This window comes from Streptomyces anulatus (genome assembly GCF_014650675.1).
GTDB classification, from domain to species: domain Bacteria; phylum Actinomycetota; class Actinomycetes; order Streptomycetales; family Streptomycetaceae; genus Streptomyces; species Streptomyces anulatus.
Window position 1 is genome coordinate 428,921 of the sequence record NZ_BMVK01000006.1, and the last position, 21,755, is coordinate 450,675.

Genomic DNA, 21,755 nt, shown 5'->3' on the forward strand with positions numbered 1-21,755 from the left:
GCGGTCAACCTTTCCATACCGGCTCCGGCAGGCCGAGGTGCGACCGCAGCGTGGAGCCGGTGTATTCGGAGCGGAACGCTCCGCTCTCCTGGAGGAGCGGGACGACCCGGTCGACGAAGTCGTCCAGGCCGCTCGGGGTGAGATGGGGGACGAGGATGAAGCCGTCGGCGGCCCGTTCGTCGACGAACGAGGTCAGCTCCGCCGCGACGGTCCGGGGCGAGCCGATGAACGACTGCCGGGTGGTCGTCTCGATGACCGTCTGCCGGAGGGACAGCCCCTTGGCCTCGGAGACCGCCCGCCAGCGGGCGACGGTCGCGAAGGGGTCCCCGTGCCGGACCCGGCCCTGGGTGATCTCGGAGTCGGGGACGGGGTCGATGTCCGGGAGCGGTCCGTCGGGGTCGTACGCGGAGAGGTCGGTGCCCCAGATCTGTTCGGCGGTGAGGATCGCGTTCTGCGGCGAGACCTGCTGCCGGCGGATCCCGGCGGCGCGCTCCTGGGCCTCCGCGTCGGTGTCGCCGGTCACCACGGTGACGCCGGGCATGATCTTCAGGTCGCCGGGCTCCCTGCCGTACGCCGCGAGCCGCGCCTTGACGTCGGCGTAGAAGACGCGGCCCGCCTCCAGGGTGCCGTGCCGGGTGAAGATGACGTCGGCGGCGGAGGCGGCGAACTCCCGCCCCTCGTCGGAGTCCCCGGCCTGGATGACCACCGGGTGGCCCTGCGGCGAGCGCGGGACGGTGAACTCTCCGGAGATCGTGAACTGCGTCCCGTCGTGCGCGAAGGGCCGCGACGTGCCGTCGGGCGTCCAGGAGTCCCACAGCTCGCGGGCGGTGGCGACGAACTCGGCGGCCCGGGTGTACCGGTCGGCCCGGTCCAGATAGCCGCCCCGGCGGAAGTTCTCCCCGGTGAAGGCGTCGGAGGAGGTCACCACGTTCCAGGCGGCGCGGCCCGCGCTGAGGTGGTCGAGGGTGGCGAGCCGGCGGGCGAGTTCGTAGGGCTCGTTGAAGGTGGCGTTGACGGTGGCGGCGAGGCCGAGCCGGTCGGTGACGGCGGCCAGCGCGTTCAGCACGGTCAGCGACTCGGGCCGGCCGACCACGTCGAGGTCGTGGACACGGCCGTTGTGCTCGCGCAGCCGCAGCCCTTCGGCGAGGAAGAAGAAGTCGAACTTCCCCCGCTCCGCCGTCCGGGCCAGCAGCTCGAAGGAGGAGAAGTCGATCTGGCTGCGGGAGCGGGGATCGGCCCACACGGTGGTGTTGTTGACGCCGGGGAAGTGGGCGGCGAGGTGCATCGGACGGGGCACGGTCAGACCTCCTTCGCGGTGGTCCGGGCGGCGGCGTACCGGCTGGCGGGGCGCACGAGCCCCAGGTGTTCGCGCAGGGTGCCGCCGGGGTGGAAGGTACGGAAGAGGCTGCGGTGCTGGAGGAGGGCCACGGTGCCGTTGACGATCCTTTCGAGGTCGCGTTCGGGGGTGATGGGCGTGAGGTGGAAGCCGTCGGCCGCGCCGGCCCGGTGCCACTGGGCGATGAGGTCGGCGAGGTCGACCGGGCCGCCCCGGAAGTAGGTGCCGCGCCCGGCGAGCTGCGGTCCGCTCTCCAGACCGGGTTCCGGCGCGGTCTCCATGTCGCCGAGGTCGACGGTCAGCGCGACCAGGACCCGCAGGGTCCCGGGGTCGCGCCCGTGGGCGGCGGCCTTGGCCCGCACCTCGTCGCGGACGGCGGCCGCCTGCTCGGGGGTGGTGGCCCGGATGTGGACGACGTCGGCGTGCTGGGCGGCCGCCTCGCGGGCCGGGCCGGTGGTGGCGTCGATGACGGTGACGGGGCGGCCCTGCGGCGGGCGCGGCACGATCGCGGGGCCCTTCACGGTGAAGGCCGAGCCGCGGAAGTCGACGTAGTGCAGCTTGTCCCGGTCGATGAAGCGGCCGGTCGCCGTGTCCCGGATCTCGGCGTCGTCCTCCCAGCTGTCCCACAGCCGCCCGGAGACGTCGGCCACTTCCCCGGCCTCCTGCCACAGGGCGGCGGGCGGCGCGGCGGAGCGTCTGCCGAAGAGCCGGGCCTCCGCCTCGGTGGTGGAGACGTCCGCGCTCCAGCCGGCGCGGCCCCGGCTCACCCAGTCCAGGGTGGCGACGGCCGAGGAGACGTGGAAGGGCTCGGTGTGGGTGGTGGTGACGGTCGGGACGAGGCCGATGCGGTCGGTGGCGGGCGCGACGCGGGCGAGGACGGCGAGCGCGTCGAGTCCGGGGCGGGCGAACGAGTCGCCGAGGGTGACGTAGTCGAGCGCGCCGTCCTCGGCGAGCCGGGCGAGCCGGAGGTAGTGCCCGGCGTCGTAGTGCGGCGGGCCGCCGATCTCGGCGGCCAGATGGAGGGATGTACGTGCGGACATGCGGGGACCTCTCGGGTCGGCGGTCGGTCGGGGCTGCGCGGCGGCCGCTCACCGGCCGCGCGCCGGGCGGGGCGCGCGGCCGGGGTGGCGGGCCCGGTGGGCCGCCGCGTCAGCTCTTCGCCTTCGGCAGGCCGGGCGGGTTGATCTCCGACTTCTCCACGGCCTCGCCGCTGAGTCCCCAGCGCTCCAGGACCTTGCCGTACGAGCCGTCCCGGACGATGTGGTCGATCGCGGCGGCGTACGCCTCGACCAGGCCGCTGCCCTTCTTCGTGGTGGCGGCGATCTTGCCCTGGAGGCCGCCGCCGGCTCCGGAGAGCTGGCCGACGATCTCGGACTGGCCGGCCGAGGCGACGTGGTACGCGGCGACGGGACTCGGGCCGAGGTGGGCGTCGATACGGCCGGACTGGAGGGCCAGGTAGTAGTCGGTGTCCTTCTGGAAGTACTTGATGTCCACGGGCTCACGCCCGGCCTCGACGTTCTTCTCGCTCCACTCCACGAGGATCTTCTCCTGGTTGGTGCCGGAGGAGACCGAGATCGTCTTCCCCGCGACGTCGGCGGGTTCCTTCACCTTCCAGCCGGAGCCCTTCTTGGCCTCGAAGGCGATGTTGTCGAGCCGATAGGTCGCGAAGTCGTACTTCTCCTTGCGCTCCTCGGTCACGGTGACGTTGGAGAGGACCCCGTCGAACTTGGAGCTGTCCAGGCCGACGAAGAGGTTCTCCCAGGAGACCTGCTCGAACTCCGGTTTCAGGCCGAGGGTGTCGGCGACGAGCGTGGCGATGTCGATCTCGGAGCCGATCCGCGTCCTGTCGTCGGTCGCGTAGAAGCCGAGCGGCGGCACGGCCTCCGCACTGGCCCCGAGCCTCAGCGTGCCGCGCTCACGGATCGCCTCCGGTACGAGGTCGGCGGCGGCCGCGACCTTCTTGCCTCTGAGGCGGTCCTGGTCGGGCCCGATGTTGACCCCGGTGTCCTTCTGGCCCTTCGGGGCGGCCAGGTCGGTGGAGGGGTCGGAGGCGCCGCAGGCGGTGAGCAGACCGGTGGCGGTGAGAAGGGCGAGGGCGAGGGTGGTCCCGCGGCGGACGGACACGTACGTACTCCTTGCGTAGGGGCGGTGCATGAGGGCGGTTCAGAGGACCTTGGAGAGGAACGCGCGGGTGCGCTCCTGGGTGGGGCGGTCGAGCACGTCGGCGGGCGGGCCCTGCTCGACGATGCGGCCCTCGTCCATGAAGACGACGGTGTCGGCGACCTCGCGGGCGAAGCCGATCTCGTGGGTGACGACGATCATCGTGGTGCCGCCGTGCGCCAGGTCCTTGATGACGTCGAGGACCTCGCCGACGAGTTCGGGGTCGAGGGCGGAGGTCGGCTCGTCGAAGAGCAGCAGCCGGGGTTCCAGGGCCAGGGCGCGGGCGATGGCGACGCGCTGCTGCTGGCCGCCGGAGAGCTGTCCGGGGTAGGCCGCCGCCTTGTCGGCCAGGCCGACCCGGTCGAGCAGCTTCTCCGCTGCCGCGACGGCCTCCTTGCGGGGGCGGCGCAGCGCCGAGACGGGCGCCTCGATGATGTTCTCCAGGACGGTGAGGTGCGGGAAGAGGTTGAAGTTCTGGAAGACGAAGCCGATCTTGGTGCGCTGCCGCAGCACCTCGCGTTCGCGCAGCTCGTAGAGCTTGTTCCCGTCCCTGCGGTAGCCGACCAGGGTGCCGTCCACGCTGATCCAGCCCCGGTCGACCTTCTCCAGGTGGTTGATGGTGCGCAGCAGGGTGGACTTGCCGGATCCGGAGGGGCCGATGACGACGGTCACCTCGCCGGGCCGGACCGACAGGTCGATCCCGCGCAGCACCTCCAGGGAACCGAACCTCTTGTGCACGGAGCGGATCTCGACCATGGCATCGCTGGGTGCGCTCATCGCACGGCCCCCTTGGCGTAGTGACGTTCGACGTAGTGCTGGAGGACGGAGAGCGCGGTGGTCAGCAGGATGTACCAGACGGTGGCGACCATCAGCAGGGGCACCACCCGGCCGTTGCGGCCGTAGACGACCTGCACCTGGTAGAAGAGTTCGCCGATCGCCATGACGGAGACGATCGAGGTGCCCTTGAACAGCGAGATGATCTCGTTGGCGGCGTTGGGCAGGATGGAGCGCATCGCCTGCGGGAGCACGATCCGCCTCAGCTGCCGGAACCGTGGGATGCCGAGGGCGGACGCCGCCTCCAACTGGCCGCTGTCGACGGCCAGTACGCCTCCGCGCACGATCTCCGCCGCGTACGCCGCCTGGTGCAGGGCGAGACCGAGGACGGCCGCGCTCGTCGCGCCGACGAGGTTCATCGTGTCGAAGGAGAAGAAGCCCGGACCGAAGGGGATGCCGAACTGCAACTCCTTGTAGAGATAGGCGAGGTTGAACCAGAACAGCAGCTGCACGATGAGCGGGATCGAGCGGAACGCCCAGATGTAGCCGTACGCGACCGTCCTCAGGAAGGCGCTCGCCGACAGCCGCATGAAGGCCAGGACGACACCGAGGGCGAAGCCGATCGCCGTGCCGTAGAAGGTCAGTTGGAGGGTGATCCAGACGGCCTTGAGGATCGTCGGCGCGGTGAAGAACTGCGCGAAGACGTCCCATTCCCAGCCGGGGTTGGTGATCAGCCCGTTGAGGAACTGGGCCAGCAGGACGGCCGTCGCGGCGATGGCGACCCACCGCCAGGGGTGGCGTACGGGCACGACGGTCAGCGCCTCGTGGTCCGCGCCGGGTCCGGCCGCCTTCGCGGCGGGCGGATCGACGGGAGGATCGGTGGACGGCCCGGTGGACGGCCCGGTGGGCGGACCGGTGGCCGGCTCGGTGGGTGGATCGATGGGTGGATCGCTGGTCAGCGACATGGGAGGGGTCCTTGGGCGCGGAGGAGGCGGTGGTACGGAACGGGGGCCGGCGGCCGGTCAGGAGGCGAGCCGGCCGCGACAGGAGAGGTCGCGCAGGAAGGTGAGCGCGGCGCGTGCGGCGGCGTCGTTCTGCCGGAAGGCGGGTCCGCCGGTACGGGGCCGGGTGAACGCGCCGCTGCTGCGGGCGGTGGTGAACGGGCCCAGCGCGAAGCGGCGCGGGTGCGGGCGGCCCGCGCGGTCCAGCACCCGGCCGTCGGCCGGGTCCACGGAGAGCAGGCCGGTGTCGGTGACGGCGGCCCCGTCGTCGCGCAGGGAGCGCAGCAGGGGGCTCGCGGTGTGCTGGAGCGAGGGGTCGGGGAGGCGGGCCTCGACCAGCGCGCGGGCCTCGGTGGACGCGCCGGGGACGGTGGCGCTCCGGGCCCGGTAGAGGCCCTGCTCCTCGTCGGTCTCCACGGTCAGACCGGCGCCGAGGAACCGGACGACGCCGGCCCGGGAGAGGGCCAGGAGCTGTTGGAGGCGCGGTCCCGGCGGGCCGGAGGCCAGGTAGCTGAAGAACCCGTGCCACCAGCCACCGATGTCGCCGAGCCGGACGAGCTGGGCGTAGGCGGAGAGCAGGCCGAGGAAGACCGCGAGATCCTCGCTGTGCGCCGGGTCGTGACGGCGGGTCAGGTCATCGGTGATGTAGGCGCGCAGCGCTTCCTGGAGCGCCTCGGGCGATGCGTGGCGGACGCCTTCCAAGGGCCGGTCGAGGGCGTCGAGGTCGAGCCGGTCGGCGGGGTCGGGCACGGCCTCGGCAACGATGCCGGCCAGTTCGGGGCTGCCCGGGTCGGCGGCGGCGTACTTCTCGGCGAAGACCTCGTGGGCCAGGGCGGTGCGCTCGGGGTGGGCGGTGAACAGCCGGTGGTAGTGGGCGTGGCCCAGCTCCTTCGCGACCACCGGCCAGACATCGCGCCGGAAGTCCGGCGGCCCGGTCCGGCTCAGCAGCTCCTCGGTCCACTTCGGCCCCAAGTGCTGTGGCAGCGGCGGTCGTTCACCGGTCCAGCCGTAGCCGATCTTCGCGTGGTACGGGACGCCGCGCCGCGATCCGACGTACAGCACGGGTTCACGGCCCGACGGCAGGTAGACCCCGTTCTCGTGGCGTCCGCCGCGTCCTTCGGTGAGCAGGACCATCAGATCGATGAAGGCGAGCCCGAAGCCCCGGACGATGACCGGCTCCCCGGGGCGCAGGGCGTCGAGGTCGCTGTCGGCGGTGAAGTCGGGGGGCAGATGGACGAGGTCGTGCCGCCGGGCGAAGGCGCTCAGCCGCTCCTGCTCGGGCTCCCGCTCGGCGTCGAGGTGGCCCACGGTCAGGACGACGAGATCGGCGGACAGGGGTTCGGTGCGGCCCTGGAGCCGGACGTGCTGGCGGCCGCCGCGCGGCCCGGTGACGGCGAGGGCGGTGGTGCGGTGCTCGTGCACGGTGATGCCGGGCGGCAGAGCGGCCAGGGCTCGGTCGTAGGTCCAGCGCAGATAGGCGCTCTGGAGCCGTCGGGTGGGGAAGTCCGCTCCGGCGAGGCCGTGTATCTCGGCGAGCACGGCGGGATCCGCGTCCGGGACCACACGGCCCGCGCGGACGTCCTCGGCCCAGGCGTCCAGGGCCGGGCCCGCCACGACGGGGCCGGCCAGATCCACCGTCTCGTCGGTGAACATGGTGACGTCCTCGGCCATGGAGTTCATCCACAGCAGCGGCGACTGGTCGGGGCGCCAGATCCGTCCGCCGCCCGGCGGGTAGGGGTCGACCAGGTGGATGTCCAGGCGCGTATCCCCGTACAGCTCAACGGCGTTGGCGGCGATGCGCTCGATGACTCCGGTGCCCCGGGGGCCGCCGCCGATCACCACGACGCTGGGTGCGGAGGTCATCGCGCACCCGCTGTGCCACGGGCGTAGTACCGCTCCACATAGCGCTGGCCGATGCTCAGCAGCGTGGTGACGACCGCGTACCAGACGGTGGCGACGAGCAGCAGCGGGATGACCTCGTAGGTGCGGTGGTAGACGAGCTGGACGGAGTACAGCAGGTCCTGCACGGCGATGATGCTGACGATGGAGGTGCCCTTGAGCGTGCCGATCAGCATGTTCCCGGCCGGCGGCACGATGGACCGCATCGCCTGCGGCAGCACGATGCGCCGGAACCGCCGCCAGGGGCCGAGGCCGAGGGACTGGGCGGCCTCCACCTGTCCGCGCTCGACGGAGAGGATGCCGCCGCGCACCACCTCGGCGGCGTACGCGGCCTCGTGCAGGGTCAGCCCGATGACGGCGATGGTGACCGGGCCGAGGAGGCTGACGGTGGAGACGCCGAGGATCTGCGGGTACAGGGCGCCGATGTTGAACCAGAACAGCAGCTGGACCAGGATCGGGGTGGACCGGAACAGCCAGACGTACCCCCAGCCGACGGCCTGGAGTACGGGGTTGCCGGAGAGGCGCAGGACCGCGAGCACCGCTCCCAGCACGAAGCCCAGCGCCACGACCACCGCGGTGAGCCAGAGGGTGAGCCAGAGTCCGCGCAGGACGGGGACGGTGGCGAAGTAGGAGAGCACGACGTCCCACTGGAAGGCGTCGTTGCGGATGACCGAGTTCAGCGCCAGCGCGAGCAGCACGAGGACGGCAACAGCCGCTGCCCAGCGGCCTGTTCGGCGTACGGGGACGATACGCGGCACCGTGTCGGCATCGTCCTTGACGAGCGGCCGGGAGGAGGGAGGGGGCAGCGAGACGGTCTGCGGGGGCATGCGGGAGCTCCGTGGATGCTCAGATCGAACACGGGGCGTGCCTTCACACCGGAAACCACACATGGGCCGGGCCCCTCAGCGCCGGTCCGTCTCCGAGATAAGCGGCGTACGGCGGGAGTTGTCAAGCCTGTCCACACTGTGAGCCGTACATCTCACCTCGGTTGACGCGCACTCGGATGCCTGTTCCACTTGGCCCATGCATCCGCAGCAGTGGCTGGTCACCCGCTCCCACATCGACTTCGGTCGCGTGTGGTCCTCTTCCTGTTGAGCTGACCCTCTGCTGTCCGGTTCTTCCCGCTCACGCCTCTTTTCCCGGCGTTCGAGCCCCGTTCCCCGTGTGACTTCACCTTCACCACACCGCTTCGCCCTCCCCTCGCACCGCTGAACCTTTTCCGTCGCCCCTCCGTGCCGCCGCGGCCCCGTGCCGCCGCGACCCGGGGGCGGTCGGCCTCCCCTGACGAACCCGGAGAAGCACCGCCATGTCCCGATCCCGACATACCGCCCTGTTCGCCCTCATCACCGTGGCCGCGCTGACGCTCACCGCCTGCGCGGAGCCGGCCGGCCCGGCGGGCGGCGGGTCCGACAGGGCTTCCTCCCGGGGGAAGACCCCGACGACGGACGTCGTCTCGAAGGTCCGCAAGGACGAGGCCGCGGCGAAGCTGCTGCCTGCCGGGGTCCGCGAGGCGGGCACGCTGCGGATCGCCTCCTCCGTCGGGGCCCCGCCCGGGGCGTTCTACGAGGAGGACGGCTCCACGGTGGCCGGCGCTGACATCGACTTCGCGGACGCGGCGGCCCGGGTGCTGGGGCTGGAGCTGAAGCGCGAGGTGGCGTCGTTCGAGGCGATCCTGCCGGCGCTCGGCAGCGGCAAGTACGACCTGGGCACGGGGAACTTCGGCGTCACCGACGTACGCCGCAGGACGATCGACTTCGTGACGTACATCAACGACGGGCAGGGCTTCGCGGTCCGCGAGGACAGCGGACTGAAGAAGGTCACCGACCTCACCCAGCTGTGCGGGCTGGACGTGGCCACCGGGGCGGGCACCACCTTCGAGGTGACGCTCCAGGAGAATCTGCCCCGGTGCGCGGAGGCGGGCAAGAAGCCGTACAACGTCAAGACCTACGCCGACCAGGCGGCCGTCTGGATCTCGCTCCAGCAGAACCGCAGCGATGTGGTGATGTCCACCATCAACGGGCTGCGCTACGCGGTGAGCCAGCAGGAGGGACTGCGCTTCCTCAACGAGTTCAAGCGGCTCGACGTGGGCTTCGCCTTCAAGAAGGGCACCACGCTGGCCCCCGCCTTCCAGGCGGCCGTCAACCGGCTCAAGGAGGACGGGACCTACGACCGCATCCTGAAGAAGTGGGGCACTTCCGAGTCCGCGATCGAGACGTCCGAGATCTCGCCGCCCGAGCTGAAGTGACCTGACGTCAGCCGGCGGGCCTCAGCAGTCGCAGCCGCAGGACTCCCCGCAACAGCAGCAGCCCTCGCCGCAGTCGCCGCAGCAGCTGCAGGCCTCGCAGCAGTCGCCGCAGCTCTGGCACGGCGCTTCCCGCCGCTCCCTGCTCCAGGGGTCCTCGAAGCTCCCGCAGCACATCTGGCAGGTGCAGGCGAGCCCGGCCCAGACCAGGCATCCGGCGATCAGCCCGCGCCGGTCGCGGGGCGGGCGCGGCGGGGGCGGGGCGGCCGGGCCGCCGGGCGGCGGGCCGTAGGGGTGGCCGGGCTGCGGACCGTACGGATTGCCCGGCGGCGGGCCGAAGGAGCCTTCGGGCAGCAGCAGCCCCTGGCCTCCCCGGTGCTCGTGGCCCTCCTGGTGCGAGCAGGACGATGTGCCGAACGCCCGGTCGACCGAGCGCCGCAGCTCATGGGCGAGCAGGACGTGGACGAGCTTGCCGTCGGCGAACTCCACCTCCCGCAGCGCGAGCCGCACGCCGTGCAGCGCGTCGTCGCAGAGCCGGCGCGCCTCGGACAGCGGGGTGCCGGTGGCGGTGAGCGGGTTCCAGGCGCCCGACGCGGCGTCGGCCTCCCGGTCCTCCACGGCGTCCAGGAGATGGGCGAGCCGTCCGAAGAGCCGGCCTGCCTCCGCGAGCGGCGCGGCGTTCTGCGGCTTCCCGGCGAGAACGGCGGTGTGCGCGAAAGCGGCCGCGGTGGCGGTCTCGGTCGGTTCGGTGACCGTCAGCAGCGGGGTGCCGGGCCCGGCGAGCGTCTCGATCCCGGTCTGCCGGTCGACCGCGTCGACCAGGAGGGCGGTGTCGAAGCCGAGGGCCGCCCCGGTCCGCGCTCCCGCCCGGTCCCACCCGGCGTGCGGCGGCGGCGACCGGGCGGCGGGCCAACAGCCCGTCCCGGTCGGCGACGTGGTCGCGGACCTTGGCCGAGGCGAGGACGAGCGAGACGGCCGCGGCGAGCCGTGCCCCTTCCCCCTTGGCGACGGGCGCGGTGCGCATGGCGCGCAGCGGGCAGGGACCGGCGGTGCGCCGGCCCTCGGGCGTGCGGCCCGCCTGAGCCTCCGTCAGGACGGAGACGATCAGTCCGTCATAGTTCGTGACGACACGGGCGAACTGTCCGTGATCCGCCCTCAGGGCCAGGCACAGACCGCAGAGATGGGCCATCCACTCGACCCTGAGACCTTCGGAGAGCCGATGGGTACAGGGCCTGACGATTCCGAACACGACGATCCCCCGGGAGCCGTTCAGCCGGTGCGCGACGCTCGCGCACCCAAGCGTCGTGCATCGTATCGAGTGACCCGTTCACCCGTACGTCCCCCGGATCACCCGTACGGCCGGAGCATCATATTTTCCTTCTACAAGCCCCCTTATGCAGGAGGAACCCTGACGAATCGCCACATCTTCTGCACCAGTAACGTCACGAATCGCCTGCGAGCCGACTATCCACTTGGCGCGGTATCCGCATCATGGACGACCATAGGGATACGAAAGAGATGCGGAACACCAAGGAACCGCGGTGAGAGGAGGCGTCCATGGGATCGGTGCGCAAGGCGAGTGCCTGGCTGGGCCTCGTAGAGGACAACGACGAGCGGTACTACGACGACGAGTACGCCGAGGGTACGGAGACCGGTACGGGCAACCAGGCCTGGGTCACCGACCCGCGGGTGCAGGTGGCCGCCGAGACGGCCGAGGAGCAGGACCGCCGGATCGCGACGGTGACCCCGGACAGCTTCCGGGACGCACGCGCCATCGGCGAGCTCTTCCGGGACGGCGTCCCGGTGATCGTCAACCTCACGGCCATGGACCCCGCCGACGCCAAGCGCGTGGTGGACTTCGCCGCCGGGCTGATCTTCGGTCTGCGCGGCTCGATCGACCGGGTGGCCACCCGGGTCTTCCTGCTGTCCCCCGCCGACACCCAGGTGGTGGCGGGCGAAGCCGCCGGCCGCAAGGCCGACGGCTTCTTCAACCAGAGCTGAGCAGGGCGCTCGCCGGAAAGATCCGGTCAACGCATCCGGCCGGCACGCGCGTACCGGCGCGTCCCGCTTACCGGAAGGCGTCGAGACCGGTGAGCGCCTTGCCCAGTACCAGCTGGTGCATCTCCACGGTTCCCTCGTAGGTGAGCACCGACTCCAGGTTCGTGGCGTGCCGCATCACCGGATACTCCAGCGAGATCCCGTTGGCCCCGAGGATCGTGCGCGAGGTGCGGCAGATCTCGATCGCCTCCCGCACGTTGTTCAGCTTGCCGAAGCTGACCTGCTCCGGCCGGAGCCGGCCCGCGTCCATGCGGCGGCCCAGGTGGTGGGCGAGCAGGATGCCCTTGTGCAGCTCCAGGGCCATGTCCGCCAGCTTGGCCTGGGTGAGCTGGAAGCCGCCGATCGGCCGGCCGAACTGTTCCCGGCTCCTCGCGTAGTCGAGGGCCGACTCGAAGCTGGCCCGCGCCGCGCCCATGGCGCCCCAGACGATGCCGTAGCGCGCGTGGCTCAGACAGCTGAGCGGGCCGCGCAGCCCGCTCGCGTCCGGGAGCACCGCGTCGGCGGGCAGCCGCACCTCGTCCATGACCAGCTCGCTGGTGACCGAGGCGCGCAGCGACCACTTGTGCCGGATCTCCGGGGCCGAGAAGCCGGGGGCGTCGGTCGGCACGACGAATCCCCGGATGCCCCGCCCGTCCTCGCCCTCGTCGGTCTGCGCCCAGACGACGGCGACCCCGGCGACCGAGCCGTTGGTGATCCACATCTTGCGTCCGGTGAGGACCCAGTCCTCGCCGTCACGCTTGGCGTACGTCCGCATCCCGGCCGGGTCGGAGCCGTGGTCGGGCTCCGTCAGACCGAAGCAGCCGATGATCTCGCCGGACGCCATGCCGGGCAGCCACCGCTGCTTCTGCTCCTCGGATCCGAAGCGGTGGATCGCGTACATGGCGAGCGATCCCTGTACGGAGACGAGTGAACGGATCCCGGAGTCGGCGGCCTCCAGCTCCAGGCAGGCGAGCCCGTACTGGACGGCGCTCGCCCCGGCGCAGCCGTACCCGTCCAGGGACATGCCCAGCGCGCCGAGCGCGCCGAGTTCCCGGGCCAGCTCCCTGATTCCGGGCAGCTCGCCCTTCTCGTACCACTCGGCGATGTGCGGCAGGACGCGGTCGGTGGCCCAGGTGCGGACGGTGTCGCGGATCGCGAGGTCGTCGGGGCCGAGCAGGTCGTCGATGCCGAGGGGATCCGACGCGTCGAACGGCGGGAGCTTCGACGGTTTCGGTGACTCGGTGCTGGACATGAGGGTGCCTCCGGCGGCTCGCACGGTGCTCGGAGGGACCGGGAGACGCCCGCCCTCCGAAAACTAGCAGTGGTAGTCAGGGCGTCGTGCTGACGTTACGGCTCAGTGTGCCGCTCGTCCAGAGCCGGTCACCTCGGCCGGCTCGCGCCGCGCGGGCAGCATCGGGCGCGCGGCCGGGCGGTCCCGCCCGGCCGGCCGGGCGGCGCCGGGCACGCGGTGCTCGTCCGCCCCGTACGCGGAAGCCGTGGGCGCGGAGCTCGCGGGTGCGGAAGCCGTGGACGCGGCGTCGTCGGCCTCGGGCTCGGCCCGGCGGCAGGCCTCCTTCGGCGGGCAGTCCATGACCTTCGGCAGCCGCAGGGCGGCCAGCGCCCCGAGCAGCAGCAGCCCCGCGCTGACGAACAGCGTGATGTGGAGTCCGCCGACGAAGGCGTGCCGGGCCGTGGAGCGCAGCAGGTCGCCCATCGGCCCGCCCAGCTGCGCGGCCACCTGATAGGCCTCGCCCAGCGAATGCGAGGCCTCCGCGCCGGCGCGGGCGGGGACGCCCTTCTCGCGCAGACCGGCGAGGCCCGGGGCGTAGGCGGCGTTCATGACACTGCCGAGCAGGGCGATGCCGAGGCCCGCGCCCAGCTGGTACGAGGTCTCGCCTATGGCCGCCGCGCCGCCCGCCCGCTCCGGAGGGGCGTCGCTGAGCATCGACTCGTACGCCCCGAAGAGCGTGGTCTGCAGTCCGAAGCCGAGCAGGACGAACGCACAGGTCAGCAGGGCGGGCCGGTCGTGCTGGCCCATCGAGGTGAGCAGCAGCACCGAGGACGCGGTGAGGACGAAGCCCCAGCCGACCATGCGGCGGGGACCGATGCGGCGCAGGGTGTACGAGCCGGTGGCGCCCGCGGCCATCGCCGCGAAGGTCAGCGGCAGCAGCCGCAGCCCGGTCTCCAGCGGGCTGAGCCCCAGCACCAGCTGGAGGTACTGGACGGCGATCAGTTGGAGGCCGACCAGCGCCAGCATGGCGAGCACGATGCAGCCGACGGCGGTGGAGAAGGCCGGGCGGGCGAACATCGAGACGTCGATCAGCGGATGCCTGCGGCGCTTCTGCCGGCGCACGAAGAGGATCAGGAGCGCGAGCCCGAGGGCCAGCGGGCCCAGCGAGACCGGGTCCAGGAGCCCCGCGCCGCTGCCCAGGCGCTTCACGCCGAGGACGACGCCGAGCACCCCCGCCGCGGCGGTCAGCGCGCCCAGCACGTCCCACGGGCCGTCGTCGCCGCCGCGCGACTCGGGCAGCAGCCAGCGGCCCAGCGGCAGGATCACCGCCATCAGCGGGATGTTGATCAGGAAGACCGAGCCCCACCAGAAGTGCTCGACCAGGAAACCGCCGACGACAGGGCCGGTGGCGGCGCCGACCGCGGCGACCGCGGTCCACACGCCGATGGCGAGCGCCCGCTCGCGGCGGTCGGGGAAGACCTGGCGCAGGATCGACAGCGTGGCGGGCATGATCATCGCGCCGCCGACGCCGAGGAGGGCGCGGGCCGCTATCAGGACGGCCGGGGTGTCGGCCGTCGCGGCGAGCGCGGAGGCCACGCCGAACAGCGCGTAGCCGAAGAGCAGCACGCGCCGTCTGCCGATCCGGTCACCCAACGTGCCGAAGAGGATGAGCAGCGAGGCGCAGACGAGGGGGTAGGCGTCGACGATCCACAGGAGGGCCGTGCCACTCGGGCGCAGGTCCTCGGTGAGCGAGGGAACGGCGACGTGGAGCACGGTCGCGTCGAGCGCGACGACCAGGAGACTGAGGCAGAGGACCACGAGGACGACCCAGCGGTTGGCGTCGTCGGCGGCGTTGCGCAGCCGGACCCCGGCCGTGGTCGTCCCGGTCATCTACGTACCTCCCGATGAGTCCCTCGCGCTCGGCGGACCGACGGTGACGTGGGGTGCGCGTCCCTGGGGTCCGGCATCGACGGGCGAGTGAGCCGTCAGCGTACGCGAGTCCGGCGAGGTCACATGTGGTCCACGTCATACCCCGGTCCGCCGCACAGTGTGGCGTACGCCATGCGGGACCCCCGGCCGGGGCTCCCGCCCGAGGAGCCGGGACGCCCGCCGTGACGGGGGTCCGGCGGGCGCCCCGGGGCGCGGCACGACGGCGCGCGCCTCCCCCGAATGGCGGGATCAATTGCCGTGGATTCCGGTGCGCCTCTTTTTACGAGAGATCAAACACGCTTACGAACGGAACCGGCGGGCAATTGGCCGCAAGATCACGGAGATTCTTCTCCGCGTCCGGAAAAGACGCCGTTCCGAGACAAAGTCCACATCACATCGTCATCACAAAGAGCCCGGATTGGCCTGCTCCCACACTCACTCGCTGTAACGTCGATTGGGTGCGTACCGACATCTTTGCCCGGCTGGACCGGGAGCCGGAACCGCCGAAGATAGAGGCGCCGCGGATGAGCCGTCACCGCATCGCCCTCTTCGGCGGGACGTTGGCGTTCTATCTCGCCATCGTCTTCGCGGTGCTGATCACGTCCTGGCTGGTCGCCCTGGACTGGAAGGTGATGCTGTTCCGGCCCTACCAGCAGTGGCCCGAACTGCACGCCTTCCTGGACTACTACGTCGTTCTCGGCCAGCGCGGCCCCACAGCCGTGATGGTCGCCTGCTGGCTGGGCTGGCGCTCCTGGCGCCAGCACACGCTCCGGCCGCTGCTGGTCCTCGGCACGTCCCTGCTGCTGCTCAATGTGACGGTGGGCGCGGTCAAGCTGGGGCTCGGGCGGCTCGGCCCGCACTACGCGACACAGATCGGCTCGGCCGAGATGTTCGCCGGCGGCGATATATTTCCCTCCGGGCACACCGCCAACGCCGTCGTGACCTGGGGAATCCTCGCCTACCTGGCCACCACGCCGCGCGCCAGGCGCTATCTGTCGGCGGTGTCCGCGACGGTCTCGCTGGGTGTCGGCCTCACCACCGTGTACATCGGTACGCACTGGCTCAGCGATGTCGTACTGGGCTGGGCGGCCGGGCTGCTCATCCTGCTGGCGCTGCCCTGGTTCGAGCCGCTGATCGCCCGGACCGAGGCCTGGATCTTCGCGATGCGCGAGCGGTGGCGCGAGCGCCGCGGCGGCGCCCGTCCGGCGCCCGTGACCGGGGCCGCTCCGCAGCCGGTGCTGCTGCCGCAGTCGATGGCCACCGAGGGCCTCGCCCCCGGGACCGTGACCGCCGCGGCCGAGCCGGTGCTCCCCGCAGGACATCCGGCGTCGGGCGCCAGGGCGCGGGCCCATGGCGGACACCCCGCACGTCCGGGCGGCATGCCGGTCGCCCCGACGGGCGTCCGCCGTCCGCCGCCGCACACGGAGCGGGGCGCGCGCGGCAGCGGCAGCCCGGCGCGTCCGATGACCGGCGGCTGACCCCGCTCCCCGGAAACGCGGGGACGGGAGGCCCACAGCCTCATCCGTCCACACCGAAGGCCCCGACCGCGGTCGGGGCCTTCGGCCGTCGGGGGCCCGGTGCGGCCGGCGGGTCAGCCCAGCCAGCAGCGCGTCACCGTGTCGTCCTCGACCTGGAAGTTGATGCGGCCGTGGCGGAACTCCATGGTGAGGAACGTGCCCGGGGGAACGGCCCGGACCGTGTCCCAGCCGCGGCTCCTGGCCTGCCGCTCGGCGGCGTCGGCGGCGAGGCCGACGTACGAGTCGGCGGCGTCGTCCGGCTGTGACGGAGGGGTCGGTAGAGATGCCATGCCTTCACCGTAGGCGGCCCCGGACCGTGACGGAAGGCCGGGCCGGGAGAGCGTCCGGGAGGGCGTCCTGCTGCATCTCCACATGCCGTGGCGGTCACGCTTGTGTCACAGGATCCCCACACGTGTATACGCGGTTCTATTCACTCGAACGGCCCGATCGGAAGCATCGGCGCACATTAACGGGAAACCTCGTTCACCAGCGCGATGGGGTGCCGGAATCCTTCCGGAATCATGGGGGTGACCTGCTTCTTTTCCCATCGGTGGGGAGTGTCGCCGGAATGGCCGGGACACCGGAATTTCCCGCCCCCGTAAACCGGCCTTTCCTTTCCGCACGCTTCCTCCTCCCGCCCGCCGGGGGCGGTGGAGCGGGCGGTCACCCACACCCGGAGTCCCGCGGTCCGTCGAGCGCACGCGTGAGCCGGTCCCTCGCCTCCCGCATGGTCCCGGTCAGCTCGGGCGGCTCGATCACCTCGAAATCGATCCCCATCATCAGCACGTGGATCACCAGCACGGTGAGGTCCGGAGCGCCCGTGGTCAGCCTGCAGGTGTCTTCGTCCACGGACTCCAGCACCCCGGCGGACGGCGACACCCGCAGGGCGGCCTCCGCGAGCGGGGCCTTCAGCAGGATCACGGCCCGGGCCGCGTACGCCGAGACCGCGACGCCCCGGGAGACGTAGGCGGCCAGATCGTCCGCCGGCGGGGGGCGCGGGGTGAAGCGGGGGCCGTGCGGCGGGGTCGGGGTGATCCGGTCCACCCGGAAGGTGCGCCAGTCCGCCCGGTCCGGATCCCAGGCCACCAGGTACCAGCGGCGCTCGGTGCAGACGAGCCGGTACGGCTCCACGGTCCGGCGCGAGACCTCCCCGCCGTGCGTCCGGTAGGCGAACCGGAGCCGCTCGGTGTCCCGGCAGGCGGCCGCCAGCTCGGTGAGCACGGCGGGGTCCACGGCGGAGTCGTCCGCCCCGCGCAGCATCGGCACGGTGAACGCGCCGATCGCGCTCACCCGGCGGCGCAGCCGGTTCGGCAGCACCTGTTCCAGCTTGGCCAGCGCGCGTACGGAGGTCTCGCCGATGCCCTCGACGCCGTGTCCGGCGGCCGTGCGCAGACCGACGGCGACCGCGACGGCCTCCTCGTCGTCCAGCAGCAGCGGCGGCAGTTCGGCGCCGGCCCCGAGCTGGTAGCCGCCGCCGGTGCCCCGGCTGGCGTTCACCGGGTAGCCCAGGTCGCGCAGCTTGTCGACGTCCCGGCGCACGGTGCGCGGGGTGACGCCGAGCCGGTCGGCCAGATCGGTGCCGGACCAGTCCCGGTGGGCCTGGAGCAGTGAGAGCAGGCGCAGCAGTCGTGCCGAGGTCTCCAACATGCGGTTGAGTCTGCCAGGGATTGCGGACAGCCCCCGTCCGCAATCCCCCTTCCTCAGCGGCCCGCCGGTCCGGGCTCCAGCCGGAGGCACAGGTCGTTGTCGGCGGTGTAGCAAGGAGTGGCGAGCACCCCGGGGGCGGCCTCGCGGGCCGGGTAGACGAAGGACTTGTGGCGGGACCAGACGTCGTCGAGGATGCGGGAGATCCTGACCCCGGCCGCGCCCGCCGCCGGTACCAGCCACAGTTGCCAGAGCTGCGCCGCGTGCACCGGACCCTCGGCCGGCGGGCCGTAGGGCAGGGTGAAGGCGAAGCCGCCGGACGGCCCGCCGGCGGGAGTGAGCGGGAAGCCGTGCGTCCGGGCCGGGTCCCCCGGCAGCCGGGCCTCCACGGCGGCCCCCTCCCCCACGGCGACGCCGTACAGCATCCCCTCGACCGTCATGCCGGCCGGGCCGACGACGACGGCTCCGGCCTCGGCGTGCGGGGCGCGGACCCAGCAGCGCAGGGCGAGCCGGCCGTCGGCGGTCGGGTAGGGCACCCGGGCGCTGACGCTCGCGGCTCCGGTGTCCGGGCTGCGGTCGACGAGGGCCCGCAGGTCCCGCAGCCCCGGCTCCACGGTCCGGGGGGTCTCGGATCCCGGTTCCTCGACATAGGCGTCCCAGCGCCCCTCGGACAGTCCGGTGGAGGCCGGGAGCACCGCCCGCAGCCGCCCGGGACCGGCCCCGTCGAGCGGGATCCGCACGGTGCCTCCGGGCCTGTCGCCCGCCGCGCCCCGGCGCCGCAGGAGCAGCACGGCCGCGGGGGCGGAGGCCGGGACGGTCAGGTCGAAGGTGAGCGTCCCGGCCGGATCGGCGGCACAGTCGGCCCGGACGGTGGCTATGGCGGGGGTCATGCGGCCCTTCCCTTGCGGAGCACGTCGGCGGCCTTGTAGCGCAGGGCGTAGGCCCCGTCGAGGACGCTGCCCCGGGTGCGGTGCAGCGCGGTGCGCAGCGCGCCGTGCCCGTGTCCCTGGGCGCCGCGGGCGACGAGTTCGACGAACAGGCTCTCGTGGCGCTCGGCGATCCGCGCCGGGTCGAAGCGGGCCGAGGCGCTCAGCGCGGCCCCGCCCATCCGGTGGCGCAGGTCGTCGTCCTCGATCAGCTGGAGCAGCGCGGCGGCGATCGCGTCCGGGTCGCCGACCGGCACCAGTCGCCCGTCGACGCCGTCCTCGACGATCTCGGCCGGTCCGTGCGGGCAGTCGGTGGCGACGACCGGCAGACCGCCGCGCATCGCCTCGACGATCGTCATGCCGAAGGACTCGCGGTCCGAAGTGACGGCGGCGATCGACCCCTTGGGCCACTCGGCCTCCATAGGGTTGGCCGAGCCCATCAGGAACACGTGGTTGTGCAGGCCGAGTCGGTCGATGAGGGTGCGCAGCGCCGCCTGTTCGTCGCCGGTCGCGTCCCCGCCGCCGTAGATGCGCAGCCGCCAGTCGGGGCGGGCCGCGGACACCTGGGCGAAGGCCCGCACCAGGAGGTCGTAGCGCTTGACCCGGTGCAGCCGGCCCGCCGCGACGACCCACTTCAGGTCGCCGCCCGCGGGCGGACAGGCGGGCTCGGGCACGGCGTTGGGGATGGCCTCGATCCGCACGCCGGGCAGCTTCAGCCGGTTTCGGTAGTCGTCCGCGTCGGCACGGGTGACGGTGGTGAGCGCGTCGAGCAGCGTGTACCGGTGGGCGATCTCGCGGCGCAGCCGGTAGTTGTGGCTGTCGAGCGTCAGGTGCTCCTGCCCGACGCGCACCGGTCCGCGGCGGGTCTGCCGGCTGAGGTGCACGTTGAGACCGGGGCGGGTGCCGACGACGACATCGGCCTCGACCGCCTGGAGATGGGCGGCGATGCGGGCGTCGGTGAGCCTGCTGTACTGCTTGTGCCTGCTGTCCCCGCGCGGGAACACCGAGGCGGGCCGGGCGTGTTCGGCCTCGCCGCCGTCGTACGTCGCGCTCTTCTTCCGCAGGTCGACGAGGTGGCGCAGCGTCACGCCCTCGGGTGCGCCGAGGACGGGGGCGTCACGGTGCCGGAAGACGGACACGATCTCGACGTCGTGCTGCTCGGCGAGCGTACGGGCGAGCGTGAACGTCGTCCGGATGGTTCCCCCGATTCCATAGGCATTGTGCAGAAGAAAAGAAATATGCATGGTGTCGCTGTTTCCCCCTGTCGACCCGGCCTTGTCAAGCCTGTGGTTCCCGGCGAATTTCTGCCCGAAATACCCCGGGAAATCCCGGAGCATCCGCGACATCGCGCACGGTATCCCCGTTCCGCCGCCGGACCGCCACTGACCTGCGGGTTCCGGAGGCATTCAATCCGGATAGCCGCAGGGCCCGGACGTATCGGGACCGCGTGTGCGGGCCACCGGCACGGTGACCCGGACGGCTATCCGCCACCCGTTCACCAAGGCTTTCCTACGAGCTTGACGTAGGAGAATGCCGGGTGGTTGCCCGCGCCCCGGTAAAACTTCCGGGCGGAACGCGAAAGCCGTACGCCGACGGCTCGGGGAGCCGTACGCCGACGGCGCGACGGGCCGTACGTCGACTGCTCGATGTACCGATGTGTCGACCCGTGCCGCACTTCCGTACGCCCGGGTGCGTGACCCCGGCCACGGATCCCGCGTTGTCTCTTCATGGAGCCCGGGAACCACCCGGCCCACGCACCGAGTTCGAGGAGCCCCCGTGCCGCGCATGCTCGACGTCAGCCAGGACGTACGCGCCGAGATCGGCGACGACGAAGCCGACCGGCTGCTCGTCGGCGACAACGCCCCGGGCAGTTACGACTGCACCTCCTGCCGCACCCCCGGCGACTCCGACCAGGAACGCACCAGCACGGTGCTGTTCATCGGCGACGAGACCGCCGTCCTCGCGTTCGCCCACGCGACCTGCATCCCCTCGCAGGTCGTCAAGGTCGCGGAGGACCAGCTCCAGGGCGCGGTGCGCAGCATCACCGGAAGCGAGCAGAAGAATACGGAGGGGCGCATGCCCGAACAGGCCGTCCTCGGCATCACCAGCGGACTCGTCCTCATCGAGGACGATCTCCGCCCGGCCCTGGTCGTCGAACCGACCGGCCCGGTCGCCCGGCCCGGCACCGACGGCAGCGGGGGCGACGAGTTCCTCCAGCTGCTGCTGGAGCAGGGCTTCCGCCCCGCCCCCGACATGAACCGGCTGCCGGAGGTCCTCGCGGGCTGGTCCGTGCTGCTGGCGGTGGGCCAGCTGCACGCCGTGCTGCAGCCGAGCGCCGGCGGCGGCAACCCGGTCGCCTGGTGGCAGGCCCACCAGCCGCTCCAGGTGACCGACGGCTGGCGGGCCGCGGTCAACAAGTCGCAGACGGTCCTCGTCTTCGCCGCCCCGGCCGGCACCATCGGTCAGCAGCCGCGCGAGGACCTGCTCCGGGACGCCCTGGAGAAGGCGGCGGTCAACGGGCTGCTGGTCGCCGCGTCGATGCCGCTGGCCGGGACCTGATCATGTCCGGCCGGCTCGGGCGCCCCCGCCGAACAGCGTTTTCTCCGGCGGAGCCGCATCCGACGAGCGGTGAGGTCGTTGGCACCTACGTGCACTCATACGACTCCTCCCGCCAGCATCAGAGTCAGATCCCTGCCATGCGTCCTTCGCAGGATCCGTCGGGGGGCGTCTCCCCCACCCCGATCTACGACGCGCTGTACTCCGAGTACCGGCGCTCGTTCCGGGCGTTGCCGGGCGACCGGAGCGGCGAGGAGAATCTCGGTTTCCCGGCCTTCGGCGCCGGTCTCTTCGCCTCCAGGACCGCGCTGAGCGGTCACCCCGCCCCCTCCGGGCACAGCGGCAACGGTGGGCACAACGGCCAGAGCGGCAGCGGCGGGCAGAGCCAGCACACCGGGAGCCTCGGCTCCTGGCAGCGCGTGGGGCGGCACGCGGGGCGGCCCCGGCCCGCGGCGCTGCCGCCGGGGTCACGGGACTCCTGAGCCCCGGCGGCGAAGGCCGTA

Annotated in this window: 18 protein-coding genes and 1 pseudogene; 5 read left to right on the forward strand and 14 right to left on the reverse strand. The window is 72.3% G+C overall.

What is annotated here, in order from left to right:
• Nucleotides 1–4 precede the first annotated feature (4 nt).
• From IE272_RS18365 to IE272_RS18395, 7 genes are all read right to left on the reverse strand, one after another.
• Nucleotides 5–1,285: an NtaA/DmoA family FMN-dependent monooxygenase gene (locus tag IE272_RS18365; protein WP_190007305.1), complete on the reverse strand. Its 1,281-nt coding sequence runs from the start codon at nucleotides 1,283–1,285 to the stop codon at nucleotides 5–7.
• Between the two features lie 14 nt (nucleotides 1,286–1,299).
• Nucleotides 1,300–2,376 (reverse strand): LLM class flavin-dependent oxidoreductase, encoded by a 1,077-nt coding sequence (locus IE272_RS18370; protein WP_190007282.1) that lies wholly within the window; start codon nucleotides 2,374–2,376, stop codon nucleotides 1,300–1,302.
• A 109-nt stretch (nucleotides 2,377–2,485) separates the two neighbouring features.
• Nucleotides 2,486–3,460 (reverse strand): ABC transporter substrate-binding protein, encoded by a 975-nt coding sequence (locus IE272_RS18375; protein ID WP_050362273.1) that lies wholly within the window; start codon nucleotides 3,458–3,460, stop codon nucleotides 2,486–2,488.
• A gap of 39 nt (nucleotides 3,461–3,499) precedes the next feature.
• Nucleotides 3,500–4,252 (reverse strand): amino acid ABC transporter ATP-binding protein, encoded by a 753-nt coding sequence (locus tag IE272_RS18380; protein ID WP_007448626.1) that lies wholly within the window; start codon nucleotides 4,250–4,252, stop codon nucleotides 3,500–3,502.
• A 17-nt stretch (nucleotides 4,253–4,269) separates the two neighbouring features.
• Nucleotides 4,270–5,235 carry an amino acid ABC transporter permease gene (locus IE272_RS18385; RefSeq protein WP_190007283.1) on the reverse strand — a complete coding sequence of 322 codons (966 nt, stop codon included), beginning with the start codon at nucleotides 5,233–5,235 and terminating at the stop codon, nucleotides 4,270–4,272.
• 57 nt (nucleotides 5,236–5,292) lie between these two features.
• Entirely contained in the window at nucleotides 5,293–7,134 is a 1,842-nt protein-coding gene (locus tag IE272_RS18390) for an FAD/NAD(P)-binding protein (RefSeq protein WP_050362275.1), read from the reverse strand.
• On the reverse strand, nucleotides 7,131–7,997 hold the full coding sequence (locus tag IE272_RS18395; RefSeq protein ID WP_056702969.1) for an amino acid ABC transporter permease: 867 nt from the start codon (nucleotides 7,995–7,997) through the stop codon (nucleotides 7,131–7,133). The genes IE272_RS18390 and IE272_RS18395 overlap by 4 nt, the downstream gene beginning before the upstream one ends.
• A 479-nt stretch (nucleotides 7,998–8,476) precedes the next feature.
• Between IE272_RS18395 and IE272_RS18400 the strand changes: the two genes are divergently transcribed.
• Nucleotides 8,477–9,415 (forward strand): ABC transporter substrate-binding protein, encoded by a 939-nt coding sequence (locus tag IE272_RS18400; protein ID WP_190007284.1) that lies wholly within the window; start codon nucleotides 8,477–8,479, stop codon nucleotides 9,413–9,415.
• A 21-nt stretch (nucleotides 9,416–9,436) separates the two neighbouring features.
• Here IE272_RS18400 and IE272_RS18405 read toward each other — a convergent pair.
• Nucleotides 9,437–10,601 (reverse strand): annotated as a pseudogene (locus IE272_RS18405) (DUF5685 family protein).
• Nucleotides 10,602–10,969: 368 nt separating this feature from the next.
• Between IE272_RS18405 and IE272_RS18410 the strand changes: the two are divergent.
• Complete coding sequence (locus tag IE272_RS18410) at nucleotides 10,970–11,413, forward strand: cell division protein SepF (protein WP_050362279.1); 444 nt, start codon at nucleotides 10,970–10,972, stop codon at nucleotides 11,411–11,413.
• 67 nt (nucleotides 11,414–11,480) lie between these two features.
• Here IE272_RS18410 and IE272_RS18415 read toward each other — a convergent pair whose 3' ends face one another.
• Nucleotides 11,481–12,701 (reverse strand): acyl-CoA dehydrogenase family protein, encoded by a 1,221-nt coding sequence (locus tag IE272_RS18415; RefSeq protein ID WP_056702959.1) that lies wholly within the window; start codon nucleotides 12,699–12,701, stop codon nucleotides 11,481–11,483.
• Nucleotides 12,702–12,803: 102 nt separating this feature from the next.
• Complete coding sequence (locus tag IE272_RS18420; protein WP_190007285.1) at nucleotides 12,804–14,570, reverse strand: MFS transporter; 1,767 nt, start codon at nucleotides 14,568–14,570, stop codon at nucleotides 12,804–12,806.
• A gap of 497 nt (nucleotides 14,571–15,067) precedes the next feature.
• On the opposite strand from IE272_RS18420, the gene IE272_RS18425 reads away from it, so the two are divergent.
• Nucleotides 15,068–16,087: a phosphatase PAP2 family protein gene (locus IE272_RS18425; RefSeq protein ID WP_050362282.1), complete on the forward strand. Its 1,020-nt coding sequence runs from the start codon at nucleotides 15,068–15,070 to the stop codon at nucleotides 16,085–16,087.
• A gap of 113 nt (nucleotides 16,088–16,200) precedes the next feature.
• On the opposite strand, the gene IE272_RS18430 is transcribed toward IE272_RS18425, so the two are convergent.
• The 4 genes from IE272_RS18430 to IE272_RS18445 form a co-directional block, all read right to left on the reverse strand.
• Nucleotides 16,201–16,416 carry an I78 family peptidase inhibitor gene (locus IE272_RS18430; protein ID WP_050362283.1) on the reverse strand — a complete coding sequence of 72 codons (216 nt, stop codon included), beginning with the start codon at nucleotides 16,414–16,416 and terminating at the stop codon, nucleotides 16,201–16,203.
• Nucleotides 16,417–16,789: 373 nt separating this feature from the next.
• A complete protein-coding gene (locus IE272_RS18435; RefSeq protein WP_190007286.1) occupies nucleotides 16,790–17,773 on the reverse strand; it encodes a helix-turn-helix transcriptional regulator in 984 nt (327 codons plus the stop codon).
• 53 nt (nucleotides 17,774–17,826) lie between these two features.
• Complete coding sequence (locus IE272_RS18440; protein ID WP_057661817.1) at nucleotides 17,827–18,660, reverse strand: hypothetical protein; 834 nt, start codon at nucleotides 18,658–18,660, stop codon at nucleotides 17,827–17,829.
• Entirely contained in the window at nucleotides 18,657–19,940 is a 1,284-nt protein-coding gene (locus tag IE272_RS18445) for a glycosyltransferase family 4 protein (protein WP_190007287.1), read from the reverse strand. The genes IE272_RS18440 and IE272_RS18445 overlap by 4 nt, the downstream gene beginning before the upstream one ends.
• A 532-nt stretch (nucleotides 19,941–20,472) precedes the next feature.
• Here IE272_RS18445 and IE272_RS18450 point away from each other — a divergent pair.
• Complete coding sequence (locus IE272_RS18450; protein ID WP_050362287.1) at nucleotides 20,473–21,255, forward strand: DUF8842 C-terminal domain-containing protein; 783 nt, start codon at nucleotides 20,473–20,475, stop codon at nucleotides 21,253–21,255.
• Between the two features lie 137 nt (nucleotides 21,256–21,392).
• Entirely contained in the window at nucleotides 21,393–21,734 is a 342-nt protein-coding gene (locus tag IE272_RS18455) for a hypothetical protein (RefSeq protein WP_050362288.1), read from the forward strand.
• Nucleotides 21,735–21,755: the final 21 nt, after the last annotated feature.